Source organism: Steroidobacter flavus (assembly GCF_042651805.1).
In the GTDB taxonomy this organism is placed as follows: Bacteria; Pseudomonadota; Gammaproteobacteria; order Steroidobacterales; family Steroidobacteraceae; genus Steroidobacter; species Steroidobacter flavus.
On sequence record NZ_JBHSDU010000010.1, the window covers coordinates 320,186 to 335,000 of the forward strand.

The window sequence follows — 14,815 nt, forward strand, 5'->3', positions numbered from 1 at the left end:
GCAGAGAACCGATGAACGATCATGCGCTCGATCATTCCGATGCGATTGATGGACCCCACAGCGAAGCGAGCCTGCCGTCCGAGTCGACTGGACTCCTCAGCATCCAAGAGCTCAGTCGGGAGCAGTGGGGAGCGATCGCACGCGTCGTGTCTGACGGCCCGGACAATATCCAGGACATCTACCCACTCTCGCCGTTGCAGGAGGGAATCCTCTTCCATCGGCTGCTCAACGAGGCCTGCGACACTTACGTGCTCTCGACTTTGTTCGAGGTGCGCAGTCGTGCCGACGCGGAGCTGCTCGCCGAGGCATTGCAGAGTGCGATCGATCGACACGAAAGCTTGCGCAGCGCGGTGCTATGGAAAGACTTGCCGCGACCGGTGCAAGTTGTATGTAAACGCGCGCGTTTGCCCATAGAAGAACTGACGCTGAAGGGCGGATTCGACTCGAGGGAACAGCTGAACGAGCTGATGCGGCCGGGCCGGCCAGCTTTCGAGCTCGGCGCTGCACCGCTGGTTCGACTGCTGCTGGTGCAGCCTTCGGACGCCACTCGAGGCTTCGCGCTGCTTCAGGTGCATCACCTCATCTGCGATCACCAGTCGCTCAGAATGCTGGTCGATGAAGCGATGATGACCGCAAGCGGACGCTCATGGCAGCTGCCGCCGGCGATGACGTATCGGCAGTTGTTTGCGGAAGCCGGCACCGACGAGGCGGCTGCCGAGGAATTCTTCCGGAAGAAGCTGGCCGGAGTCGATGAGTCCACGGCGCCCTTCGGGCTCATCGATATTCACGGCGATGGCAGCGGAATCGATGAGGCGAGCGCGACGCTCGACGTTGAACTTGACCGACGCATTCGTGAGCAGGCTCGCCGCGCCGGCGTTACCGTTGGCAGGTTCTTCCATGCCGCGTGGAGTCTCGTGGTCGCTCGAACGAGCGGCCGCGATGACATCGTGTTTGGCACGGTGCTGTCGTCGCTAAGGCGGCAGTCCGCGGATGAGCGCGTGCTCGGTATGTTTGTCAACACGCTGCCGTTGCGACTGCAGCTGCAGGGGATGACTGCACAGCAGTTGGTGCGGACGATGGCTGATGAGCTCGGAGAGCTGCTGAATCATCGCCGAGCCCCTTTGCCGCTCGCTCAGCGGTGCAGCGAGATCGGTGGCACGGCACCTCTGTTCACGTGCATCTTGAACTTCAGGCACACGGCGCGAGATGCCGACGCGCCGCCCAGCGAGACGGCGGGTATCCGCGTGCTCGCACGAGGCGAAGCGTGGACCAACTATCCGATCGCGATGACGATCGACGATCTCGGCGATGGTTTCACGCTCACCGCACAGGTCGACAGGCGGATCGGACCGGACCGGATCATGGGCATGCTGCAAATTGCCCTAGGCTCGCTGGTCGATGCTCTGGAGCATGCTCCAGAAACGCAAGCGTCGTCTCTGTCGATTCTGACGGATCTCGAGCGAGACCGGACGCTCCGCGCTTTCAATGCGACGCGAGCGATCTATCCGAGAAACAAGCGGGTCCATCAGCTGTTCGAAGATCAGGTGCGGCGTACGCCTGAGGCCGTTGCGCTCGTGTACGAGCAGGCTTCGCTCACCTATCGTGAGCTCAATCGACAGGCCAATCGCCTGGCGAACTACCTGCGCCGGCACAACGTGGAGGCGGCCGACTATGTGCCGCTGGTAATGGGGCGATCGCCGCAGCTGATCGTCGCGCAGCTTGCAGTGCTCAAGTGTGGCGGCGTCTATGTACCGATAGATCCTGAGCAGCCCGCCGAGCGACGAGCATTCATGATCCGCGATTGTGGCGCTCGTGTGGTGCTTACCGATGCTGCCAATTCAGCTGCGCTCTCCGGCCAGCCCATGCACTGGATCGATTGCTCGTCATTGCCGCTTCAAGATGAATCTGCCGAGAATGTGGAGACTGAAACTGGCAGCGTTGCTGCCGCTTACGTGATGTACACCTCAGGGTCCACCGGCGCGCCCAAGGGTGTCATCGTTCCACATCATGCGGTGAACCGGCTGGCGATCAACAACGGGTATGCGCGCATCGATGCCGACGACTGCATCGCTCACTACAGCAATCCCTCGTTCGATGCGTCGACCTTCGAAGTCTGGTGCGCCCTGCTGAACGGCGCCAGAGTGGCGGTGGTGCCGCACTCGGTGGTGTTGGAAGCAGATCAGTTTGCCGAGCTGCTCGAGCGACAGCGGGTCACGCAACTGTACATGTCCGTCGGCTTGTTCAACCAATACGCGGATGCTTTGACCGACGTTTTCGCCCGATTGCGCTATCTCATGGTGGGCGGCGATGCATTGGATCCAAGGACCGTTCGACGCGTGTTGAAGGCCGCGGCGCCGACGCGTTTTCTCAATGTCTATGGCCCGACCGAGTGCACCACCTTCTCAACGGCTCACCTCGTCGAGAGTGTCGATGAGGGCGCCACGAGCATTCCCATCGGTCGGCCGATCTCGAACGCGCAGATATACATTCTCGATCGTCATCGCGAACCGGTGCCGATCGGCGCTATCGGGGAAATCTACATCGGCGGCGATGGCGTGGCATTGGGCTACCTGAACCGCGACGACCTCACTGCCGAACGATTCGTGAGAGATCCCTTCAGTGCGGATCCAAGCGCGCACCTCTATAAGAGCGGCGATCTTGGTCGTTGGCGCGAGGACGGATGTATCGAGTATCTGGGCCGCGACGATCACCAGGTGAAGATCCGCGGATTTCGTATCGAGCTGGAAGAGATCGAGACCCAGCTCGCCCGGCACGAGCAGGTCAAAGACGTCGTGGTGATCGCGCGGGAGGATCGGCCCGGCAACAAGCGGCTGATCGCATACGTGGTGCCACGTGAGCCCGAGGCTGCCGAAGCGGGCCTCACAGCAGAGGCTTTGCGTCTTCATCTGAAGACGCTGCTGCCGGAGTACATGGTGCCCAGTGCATTCATGATACTGAAAACATTCCCGCTCACATCGAATGGAAAGATCGATCGGCGGGCGCTGCCGGCGCCGGATGCGGGCGCGTATGCCAGTCGCGAATATGAAGCGCCGCGGAGCGAAACGGAACGAACGGTTGCGCGGCTCTGGCAGGAGCTGTTGCAGGTTGCGCAGGTGGGCCGCGACGACGATTTCTTTGAGCTCGGCGGACATTCGCTTCTTGCCATGCAAGTCAGCTCACGACTGCGACAAACGATGGCAGTCGAGCCGCCGATCCGACTGCTGTTCAAGTGTCCTGTCTTGAAAGACCTTTGCGAGCAGATCGACGGGCTCCGTAGCAATCGAGCCGCCGCTGAGTCGATCCCCGTGTACCGCCGTCGTGACGGCTTGAATGCCGAGGTGATGCCAACCTGCGGGGCCCAGCAACGGCTTTGGTTCATCGATCGGCTGGAAGCCGGGAGTGCGGCGTACCACGTGCCTGTCGCTGTCAGATTGCGCGGCGACCTCGATTGCGCGGCGCTGCAAGTCGCATTGAATGCAGTGATCGCCCGGCACGAAGCGCTGCGGACGACCTTCATCGAGCTGGAAGGTGAACCGGTCCAGAGGATTGCTCGCGAGTCGAGCTGCATCCTCGACATCACGGTGCTTTCCGCAGACAGCGAGCAGGAGAGGGAAGGTCTCGTTCTGCAACACTCTCGCGAGGAGTTGCTTCAGCTATTCGACTTGAGCTCGGGGCCGCTCATCCGAGGACGCCTGCTTCAGTTGGCCCGCGATGAGCACGTGCTGCTGATCACGATGCATCACATTATTTCCGACGGTTGGTCCGTTGAGGTGCTGCTTCGGGAGTTGGCTGCCCTCTATGCGGCGAGCCGCCGGGGCGTCGCCCATTCATTGCCAGACTTGCCGATTCAGTATGGCGACTACGCACTGTGGCAACGGCAATCGATCGCCACGCTGCCCCCCGAGCAGCTCGAATACTGGCGTGAGCATCTGCGTGGGGCGCCGGAAATGCTGGAGCTGCCAACGGACCGGCCCCGCCCGGCGACGCAGAGTTATCGGGGAGCGACAGCGAAGGTCCAATTGGGAGAAGAGCTCACCGCGCGAGTGAAGGCACTGTCACGCCAGTACAACCTGACTTTGGCGATGACCCTCTACACGGCGTGGACCGTCGTGTTGGCCCGACTCAGTGGACAGGAAGACGTCGTGGTCGGCTTGCCCGTGGCGAACCGCGGTCGAGTCGAAGTCGAAGGGCTGATCGGCTTTTTCGTCAATACGCTGGCAGTGCGAGTGTCACTGCCGGACGACCCTACGGTCAGCGCTCTCTTGCACCGAGTGAAAGAGACGATGCTAGGAGCCTACGCTCACCAGGACGTTCCCTTCGAGCGCGTTGTCGAAGCGTTACAGCCCTCGCGCAGGTTGAGCCACAGTCCGATCTTCCAGGCAATGTTTGTATTGCAGAGTGCGGCTCGCAGCGTCATGGAGCTGCCCGGCCTGACGATGGTCGAGCAGGAGGTGCCGCTGCATACCGCCCAGTTCGATCTGTTGCTGTCGTTGCAGGATGGGCCGGAAGGCATCAAGGGAACGCTGAACTACGCAACCGATCTGTTCGATGAGTCGACCATCCGCCGCTGGGTCGGGTATTTCAAGTCAGTGCTCGAGAGCATGACTCGCCTGCCGGAACTGCCGATCAGCCGGTTGCCGTTAATGGGCGAGAACGAGCGCCACCAGGTACTGCGTCAGTTCAACGCGACACAGGCGGACTATCCGAAAGCGTCGCTCGTTCATGAGCTGTTCGAGGACCAAGTACATCGCACGCCGGATGCTGTGGCCGTCGTCTTCGAAGAACGATCTCTGAGCTATCGGCAGCTCAATGCGAAGGCGAATCAGCTGGCTCATTACTTGAGGGCTCGCGGCATCGGACCGGATCGCCTGGTGGGCATCTGTGTCGAGCGCAGTTTGGAGATGGTGGTGGGGCTGCTGGGTATTCTGAAGGCGGGGGGCGCCTACGTTCCGCTCGATCCCGCCTATCCAGCGGAACGGCTCGAGTACATGTTGCAGGATGCCGCTCCCGGACTATTGCTCACGCAGGAGAGACTGCAGCAGCTGCCGGTTGTGGATGTGCCGACACTCCGGCTCGATGCGGACTGGGCACAGATCGACACCCAGCCGGTAGAGAACATTCCGGTCATGAACCGGGAGTCGGCGCCCCGTCGCCTCGCGTATGTCATCTATACATCGGGTTCGACCGGCCGACCCAAGGGCGCGATGAACGAGCACCGCGCGGTAATCAATCGTGTGCAGTGGATGCAGAGCGCGTACCGCCTGGGCCCCTCCGACGCAGTCTTGCAGAAGACGCCCTTCAGCTTCGACGTCTCGGTCTGGGAGTTTTTCTGGACGTTGATGAGTGGGGCACATCTGGTCGTGGCACGTCCGCAGGGACATCAAGATCCGGAGTATCTGCGTCGACTGATTCAGCAGTCCGGGGTGACGACGGTGCATTTCGTGCCATCGATGCTGCAGATTTTTCTGGATCAGTATCGGCTCGGCGATTGCCCGAGTCTGCGACACATAGTGTGCAGCGGCGAGGAACTGCCCGCCAGCTTGCAGAAGAAGGTGCACGAGTGTCTGCCCGAGGTGCAGCTATCCAATCTCTATGGCCCCACGGAAGCGGCTGTCGACGTCACCGCATGGGAATGCTCGCCTGACGCGGTGGGGACACGCGTGCCGATCGGCCGGCCCATTGGAAACATTCAGATGTATGTGCTGGATCGTCATCTGCAGCCCGTGCCGGTCGGGGTGAATGGCGAAATATATATCGGGGGCGTCGGGGTCGGGCGAGGTTATCTGAATCGTGCTGAGCTGACGGCGCAGCGGTTCGTCGCCGATCCGTACAGCACCGATCCCACAGCGCGCTTGTACAAGACGGGCGACGTGGGGCGCTGGCGTGCCGATGGCGCGATCGAGTATCTGGGACGCAACGATCATCAGGTGAAGATCCGCGGTTTCAGGATCGAGCTGGGCGAGATCGAAGGGCAGCTGCTTCAGCACGAGCACGTGAGAGAAGCGGTGGTGCTGGCGCGAGAGGATGTCCCCGGCGACAAGCGATTGGTTGCGTATGTCACGGGCCGCGATGGCTGCAGTCCGAGCGTCGATGCACTTCGCACGCATTTGAAAACGGCGCTGCCGGAGTACATGGTGCCGAGTGCGTTCGTGCTGCTTGCGCAGTTCCCTCTTTCACCGAACGGAAAGCTGGAGCGTCGCGCATTGCCGGCGCCCGATCTGCGGGCGTATTCCAGCCGCGAATACCAAGCTCCACAAGGCGAGGTCGAGGAGGTCCTGGCCGGCATCTGGCAGTCGCTACTGCACGTCGATCGGGTCGGACGACGCGATAACTTTTTCGAGCTTGGCGGGCATTCCCTGCTCATCGTACAGATGATCGAGCGCCTGCGCAGAGTGGGCTTGTCAGCCGAGCTGCGTCGAGTCTTCGACAGTGCGAGTCTTGCCGATCTTGCCAAAGTGCTTCGAACCGACGCCGTTGTTCAGTTCGAGGTGCCGGCAAACCTGATCCCTGAGGAGTGCGAGACCATCGTTCCGGAAATGTTGCCTTTGGTGGAGCTCACCACGCAGCACATCGAACGAATCGTCAATGGCGTTCCGGGTGGCGCAGCGAACGTCCAGGACATCTATCCGTTGGCCCCGTTGCAGGAAGGGATCCTGTTTCACCATCTTTTGAGTGCGCAGGGCGCAGACACGTATGTGTTGCCGACGCTGCTTTCGATCTCATCCCGGGAACGTCTGGCGGAATTGATCGCTGTCCTGCAGGCGACCATCGATCGTCACGACGTATTGCGCACGGCAGTGATATGGGATGGTGTGCCTCAGCCGGTGCAGGTCATCTATCGCACGGCGATCCTGCCGGTCGAGGAGATCGACCTGGATCCAGAGCGCGAGGCGTTGGCGCAAGTTGAGGAATGGATCGCGCCGGATCGACAGAAGCTCGATCTACGGCAAGCGCCGCTGCTGCGTCTGCGGATCGCCAGCCATCCAAGCGGCAGCTTGTTCGCGCTTCTGCAGCTTCATCACATGACGATAGATCACGTCACGCTTGAAGCGCTGACGGCTGAGATCGTCGCGCGGCTCGAGAAGGTCACCGAGCAGCCGCTGCCTGCCGTGCCCTATCGAAATCATGTCGCGCAGGCATTGGCATATGCCCGGACGCGAGAAGCCGAACGGTTTTTCAGTGAAAAGCTGGGACACATCACTGAAGCCACCGCGCCTTTCGACCTGCTGGATGTTCGAGGCGACGGCAGTGAGATCGACGAGGCGCGCCAGGAATTCGAGCCCGAGCTGGCAAGACGTGTGCGAGCGCAGGCGCGACGCCTCAGTGTGAGCGCGGCGACATTGTTTCACGCCGGTTGGGGGCTGGTCGTTGCCCGCACCGCCGGACGCGATGAGGTTGTGTTCGGCAGCGTGCTGCTCGGTCGAATGCAAAGCCATGCCAGCACGCAGCGGATGCTTGGCATGTTCATCAACACACTTCCTTTGCGATTGCAGCTGCATGGAACGACGGCTAGAAGCCTGGTTGAACAAACGCAGCGAGAGTTGATCGAGCTGCTGGCTCACGAGCAGGCATCGCTCGCAGTCGCTCAACGTCAAAGTGGCATCGTGGGCTCGGCACCGCTCTTTACCGCGCTGTTTAACTATCGTCATAGCGTGCCGGATCGCGAGGCAGCGTGGTCGAACGCCACCGGCATTCGCGCGCTGGCGGTCCAGGATCGAACCAACTATCCGGTCACGGTATCGGTCGACGATCTCGGCGAAGAGTTTGCGCTAACGGCGCAAACACATCGGCGCGTCAACCCGCGGCGCGTGTTGAGCTACCTGCAAACCGCGGTTCGATCTCTGGTGACGGCCTTGGAGCAAGCTCCGCAGACGCCGACAGCGCAGCTGTCCATCCTCCCAGATGAAGAGCGTCGCCAAGTGATGGAGTTATTCAACCCGCATCGAAGCTTTTCGAGCGACCAGCTGATCAATGAGCTATTCGAGGCGCAAGTACGCCGCGCGCCGCATGCCACAGCCGTCACGTACAACGCGCACGCTCTCACGTACGCGGATTTGAACGGGCGAGCGAACCGACTCGCTCATTACCTGTGCGCGCATCGCGTGGGGCCAGATCAGCTCGTGGCCATTTGCGTGGACCGAAGCGTGGAGATGGTGGTCGGGCTGCTCGGGATTCTCAAGTCCGGGGCGGCGTATGTTCCCATGGACCCGACATATCCTCGAGAGCGGCTTCAGCACATCCTGGAGGACGCCGCGCCGCGAGTCGTGCTCACCCAGGCGAAGCATCGCGACATCTTTCAGGGGCATCCGGCAACTATCATCGCCTTGGACGACGACTGGAGCGATGTTTCTTCGTACCCGGCGACCGATCCGGATCGGCAGACGACCGGGCTGCAGCCGCATCACCTGGCCTATGTCATCTATACGTCGGGCTCCACGGGCAAGCCGAAGGGCGTCATGGTCGAACACCGGAACGTGACCCGGCTGTTTACCGCCACCGAGCATTGGTTCCAGTTCGGCGAGCGGGATGTATGGACGCTGTTCCACTCGTTCGCTTTCGATTTCTCGGTGTGGGAGCTGTGGGGGGCGCTGTTCTACGGTGGACGGCTGGCGATCGTGCCGTATCTGACCGCGCGATCGGCGGACGATTTCTATCGACTGCTCTGCGAGGAAGGGGTGACTGTGTTGAACCAGACGCCCAGCGCGTTCGTGCAGCTGATTGACGCGCAGGCTCGCAACGCGCAGTTGAAGCACTCGTTGCGTGTCGTGATCTTCGGCGGTGAAGCGCTGGAACTGAGATCGCTGCGACCCTGGATAGAGCGCAACGGAGCGGAGCGGCCGCATCTGGTCAACATGTATGGCATCACCGAGACGACCGTGCACGTGACCTATCGGGATCCGCTCACCATCGAGCAGATTTTCTCCGCGCGTGACAATGCGATTGGTCAGCCCATTCCCGACCTGCGTGTCTATATCCTGGACCCGGATCGGCAGCCGGTACCGATCGGAGTCGCCGGCGAGATGTATGTGGGCGGCGCCGGCGTTGCACGCGGCTATCTGAATCGAGCCGAGCTCACGGCGGAGCGATTCATCCTCGATCCTTTCCGGGGCGAGCGCCTCGCTGTCGAGTTCACGGAGCGTTTGTATAAATCCGGCGATCTCGGCCGATGGCGGCCGGACGGATCGATCGAATACCTGGGGCGCAACGACCATCAGGTGAAGATCCGAGGGTTTCGCATCGAGCTTGGAGAGATCGAGGCGCAGCTGGCCCGACATACGCAGGTAAAAGATGCGATCGTGCTGGCGCGAGAGGATGTCCCGGGGGAAAAGCGGCTCGTCGCTTATATCGTGCCGAGCACCGAGGAGGGCGCTATCGCCCCTTCGCCGGAGCAGTTGCGCACGCACCTGCGAGAGATGCTGCCGGAGTACATGGTGCCTAGCGCGTTCGTCGTTCTGGAACGGCTGCCACTCACCTCGAGCGGCAAGCTGGATCGGCGGGCGTTGCCTGCACCTGAGCTCACGGCATACACCAAGCGCCAGTATGAAGCTCCGCAAGGTCCGGTGGAGACGGCACTGGCGGGTATCTGGCAGGAACTGCTGCGCGTCGAGCGCGTCGGGCGGCAGGACAACTTCTTCGAGTTGGGTGGTCATTCCCTGCTGATCGTGCAGATGATGGAACGCCTGCGTCGCGTCGGTCTTGCGACCGACGTTCGCCGGGTGTTCGACAGCCCGGCACTGACGGATCTCGCGCGCGTCGTTCGCACGGAGGCTCGCGAGGAGCTCGCGATTCCCCCAAATGCGATACCGGAGGGCTGCGTCGATATCACGCCCGAGATGTTGCCGTTGGTGGAGCTGTCGCGCGACGACATCGTGCGGATCGCTCGAGCGCTGCCCGGCGGATTCGCGAATCTCCAGGATATCTATCCGCTCGCGCCGCTGCAGGAAGGCATTCTGTTTCATCATTTGCTGAGCGCGCAGGGCGGAGATATCTATCTTCGTCCCACGTTATGGTCGTTTGCCTCACCGGAAAAGCTGCAGCAGTTCATCGAGGCCTTGCAGCGAGTCATCGACCGGCACGACATTCTGCGAACCGCGATTCTTTGGGAGCAGCTGCCCAGGGCAGTGCAGGTCGTCCAGCGAAAGGTGAGGCTGCCGGTTGAATCGCTGGTGCTGGATGCCAATCGCGATCCCATAGAACAGCTGCAAGAGATGATGACGCCGGCAGGCCTGAAGCTCGATCTACGTACCGCGCCGTTGATGCGTTTGTATGTGGCACAGCCCGAGCCGGCTAATGTCTGCTATGCGATCCTGCAGTCTCATCATATCACTTGTGATAACCAGTCCTTGGGCGCCATGTTTGCGGAGGTGGCAGCCTGCCTGCGCGGTGCCGCCGACGGGCTCGGTGAGCCGGTGCCGTATCGGAACCACGTGGCGCAGGCATTGGCACGTGCGCAAACCAACGATGCAGAAGCATTCTTTCGCCAAAAGCTCGCGGATGTCGAAGAGCCCACCGCGCCGTTCGGCGTCCTGGAGGTGCGTGAGAGCGGTCAGCTGAGCAACGTGCGGCAACGGCTCGAGCCGAAGCTGGCAAGTCGCATTCGCTTGCAGGGGCGACGATTGAACGTCAGCGCGGCGACGCTGTTTCATGCGGCCTGGGGTGTGGTCGTGTCGCGCACGAGCGGCCGGGACGATGTGGTGTTCGGAACCGTGCTGCTCGGACGGCTGCAAGGAACCGCGGGCGCACAGCGAACTCTGGGAATGTTCATCAACACGCTGCCGCTGCGCTTGCGTCTGACGGCTGTCACGGCAGCGGCACTGGTCGATCTGACGCAGCAGGAGCTGATCGGGCTGTTAGATCATGAGCAGGCACCGTTGGCGGTGGCTCAGCGATGCAGCGGGATCGACAGTTCGGCGCCGCTGTTCAGCAGCCTGATGAACTACGTGCACAGCGCGGTGGATGTGCGCTCGGAGCTCATCGATACCGGCGTGAGTCTGCTCGGTACGGAGGGCGGAACGAACTATCCGCTGGCGCTTACGGTGGAAGACCAGGGTGATGCGTTCTTCCTGGAACTCAAATCCGCATCAAGTATCGATCCGACGCGTGCGCTCGGACACATGCGCGCGGCGCTGGAGTCGCTGGTGCAGGCACTGGAATCCGCCCCCCATACGCCGGCACTCGAGCTGGAGGTCCTGCCCGCTGCCGAACGTGAGCAAGTGATCGCGTCGTTCAACGCATCTGAGCGAAGAGTTGCAAGGAACGAGCTGGTTCACGAGCTGTTCGAAAAGCAGGTCGCACGCACACCCGGCGCGACGGCGATCGTTTACGAAGGAAAGTCGCTGACCTATTCGCAACTCAACGCCGCCGCCAATCGGCTCGCCCATCTCCTGCGTGCGAACGGCGTTGGACCGGATCGGTGTGTTGCATTCTGTTTGGATCGCAGCTTGGACCTGGTCGTGGCCTTACTGGGTATTCTCAAAGCCGGTGGCGCCTACGTGCCCCTCGACCCCGTACACCCGCGCGATCGACTGTCTCACATGCTTCGGGACAGCGAGGCCGTGGCGATCCTGACACAAACTCATTTACGCGATCGGTTCGAGGTGCCCGGGGCCTGTCTGGCCGTAGTGATGAACGATGTTTCCTACGAGCAGATGGCGACGGCCGTCGGCGCGTCCTCGGAGAATCCTGACAGTCGCACAGTGGGGCTGACTCCGTCTCATCTGGCGTATGTCATCTATACCTCGGGATCCACCGGTCAGCCCAAGGGCGTCATGGTGGAGCACGGCAACGTGCTCTACTTCCTGCGCGGCATGGAAGAGTGTATCCACGGGATCGCTCCCGATTGCCGACGCATCGCGTGGAACTCGTCGGTCGGGTTCGATATGGCGGTCAAGGCGTGGGGCCAACTCACCCAAGGCCGTTCGGTGTACTTGTTGTCCGAGGCAACACGCTTCAACGGGGAGCAGTTGCTGGCATATATCGAGGAACATCGGATCGAGGCAATGGAATGCACACCATCGCATCTGCGCATGCTTCGAGAAGGCGGCTTCATGCAAGGGCGCGCGTCTTCGCTACGGAAGCTGTTGATCGGCGGAGAGCCGATCGACGTTGCGGCCTGGCGAGAGCTGGCGGCAGCTAGCGATGTGTCCTTCTTTAATATGTACGGTCCGACGGAGTGCACCGTCGATGCGACCATCGGGCGCATCGCTGCTGAGACTCCGAACATCGGCAGGGCGATGCCGGAGAGCCGGATCTACATTCTGGACCGCCAGAAGCAACCGATGCCGATCGGCGTGACGGGCGAGATCTACATCGGCGGTGCCGGTGTGGCGCGCGGATATTTGAATCGTGAAGCGTTGACAGCAGAACGATTCGTTCGCGATCCCTTCAGCGCCGATGCGCAGGCGCGGATGTATAAGACCGGCGATCTGGGTCGGTGGCGCTCGGATGGCACGATCGAGTACCTGGGGCGCAACGACGATCAAGTGAAAATCCGCGGCTACCGCATCGAGTTGGGCGAGATCGAAGCGCAGTTGCTCGAGCAGCCGCACGTCAAAGAAGCGGCGGTGATTGCGCGCGAGGATACGCCCGGCGAGAAGCGACTGGTTGCGTACTACACGGTGGATGAGGCGGTGGATCTCGAGACGCTGCGCACTCATCTCAAAGGCTCCTTGCCCGAATACATGGTGCCGAGCGCCTTTGTGGCACTCGAGCGATGGCCGCTGACCCCGAACGGCAAGCTGGATCGTCGCGCCTTGCCAGCGCCGGACGTGGGTGCCTACACCACTCGGCAGTACGAAGCGCCGCAAGGGGAGGTGGAGGAGATCCTCGTCGGCATCTGGCAATCGTTGCTGCAAGTAGAGCGGGTCGGACGACAAGACAACTTCTTCGAGCTCGGTGGTCATTCGCTGCTGATCATGCAGATGATGGAGCGGCTGCGTCGCGTCGGCCTGTCGACCAACGTTCGCCAGGTCTTTGAGACGCCGGTCATATCGGATCTCGGCGGTGCCATTCGTGCCGGTGCGGAGGAAGAGTGGATCGTACCCGCGAACGGCATACCGCACGATTGTGTCGCGATCACGCCAGCAATGCTGCCGCTCGTGGCGTTGTCAGTTGAGCATCTCGATCGAATCGGCCAATCGGTCGGCGGCGGCTCAGCAAACATCAAGGACATCTATCCGCTCGGTCCGCTGCAGGAAGGCATCCTGTTTCATCACCTGATGAACGAGGAGGGCGGCGATCCGTATGTCGTGCCGACGGTGCTGTCGGTGGCCTCGCGCGAGCGGCTGGATGCATTGATCGAAGCGCTGCAGGGAGTGATCGATCGTCACGACATCCTGCGCACGGCGGTGCTGTGGGAGCGGCTGCCCCGACCGGTGCAGGTCGTCTATCGACACGCTCAGCTGCCGGTGGATGAGATGGTGCTCGATCCGATACGGGCGCTGGACGAACAGCTTCGGGAGTGGCTGCAGCCGGAACGGCAACGGATGGATCTGCGCCAGGCGCCGTTGTTACGGCTGCAAGTGGCACGCGATCCACGCAGCGAGCGGTGGTTTGCGCTACTGCAGCTGCATCACATCATCAGCGACAACACCTCTCAAGGGATCGTGATCTCGGAGATCATCGCCCATCTGGAGGGTCGGGCGCAGCTGCTGCCGCCCTCGGTGCCATATCGCAATCATGTGGCGCAGACCTTGGCGTATGCGCGTCGTCACGATGCCGATGCCTTCTTCCGGGAGAAGTTATCGACGGTGGAGGAGCCGACGGCGCCGTTCGGCCTGCTGGATGTGTATGGCGATGGCACGCAGATCCGGCAAGCACAGCAAGTGCTGGAGCGGACCTTGGCAGCGCGTGCCCGGGATCAGGCGCGTCGATTGGGCGTGAGTGCGGCGACGTTGTTTCATGCCGCGTGGGGGTTGGTGGTTGCGCATACCAGTGGCCGCGATGATGTGGTGTTCGGCACGGTGCTGCTCGGTCGACTGCAGGGCAGTGCCGGGGCTGAGCAGATCCTGGGATTGTTCATCAACACACTGCCGCTGCGGTTGCAGCTGGATCAAGTCAGCGCGAAGGAACTGGTGGAACGCACGCAGCGGGAGCTGGTGGGACTGCTGGGCCACGAACAGGCCTCGCTCACCGTGGCCAAGCGTGCGAGCGCCGTGTCGGGGTCGACACCGCTGTTCAGTGCATTGTTGAACTTCCGTCACGGGCTGCAGCGAGCACGAGGCGGCTGGTCGAGTGCCGAAGGGATCGAGGTGTTGGCGGGGCGCACCGGCACGAACTATCCGATCACGCTGTCGGTGGACGATCTGGGCATCGAGGGCTTCCGACTCACGGCGCAGACCGATCGACGCATCGATCCGCAGCGATTGACCGATTACCTGCACACCGCCCTGCAGTCGTTGGTGGAGGCGCTGGAGAGGTCACCGCAGACGCTGGCGCTCACCTTGCCGATGCTGCCGACCATCGAACGCCGCCAGTTGCTGGAGGAGTTCAACGCGACTGCGCTGCCGTATCCGCAAGCGCAGTTGATTCACGAGTTATTCGAAGCGCAGGTGTCACGAACGCCAACCGCCCTCGCGGTGATGTACGAGACACAGTCGCTGACGTATGAACAGCTGAACGGGCGAGCCAATCAGCTTGCCCGGTATCTGCGTGCGCGGGGCGTCGGCCCGGACCGACGGGTCGGCATTTGTATCGAGCGCAGTCTCGAGATGGTGATCGGAGTGCTCGGGACGTTGAAAGCAGGCGGGGCCTATGTGCCGCTCGATCCGAACTATCCAGCCGAACGCCTGCGGTACATGATCGAGGACGCCGCGCC

1 protein-coding gene is annotated in these 14,815 nt (G+C 61.9%); it reads left to right on the forward strand.

Going from position 1 to position 14,815, the window contains the following annotated elements:
• Positions 1-11 precede the first annotated feature (11 nt).
• Positions 12-14,815 (forward strand): amino acid adenylation domain-containing protein (locus ACFPN2_RS22790; protein WP_380600885.1); only part of this gene is annotated, 14,804 nt, incomplete at its 3' end.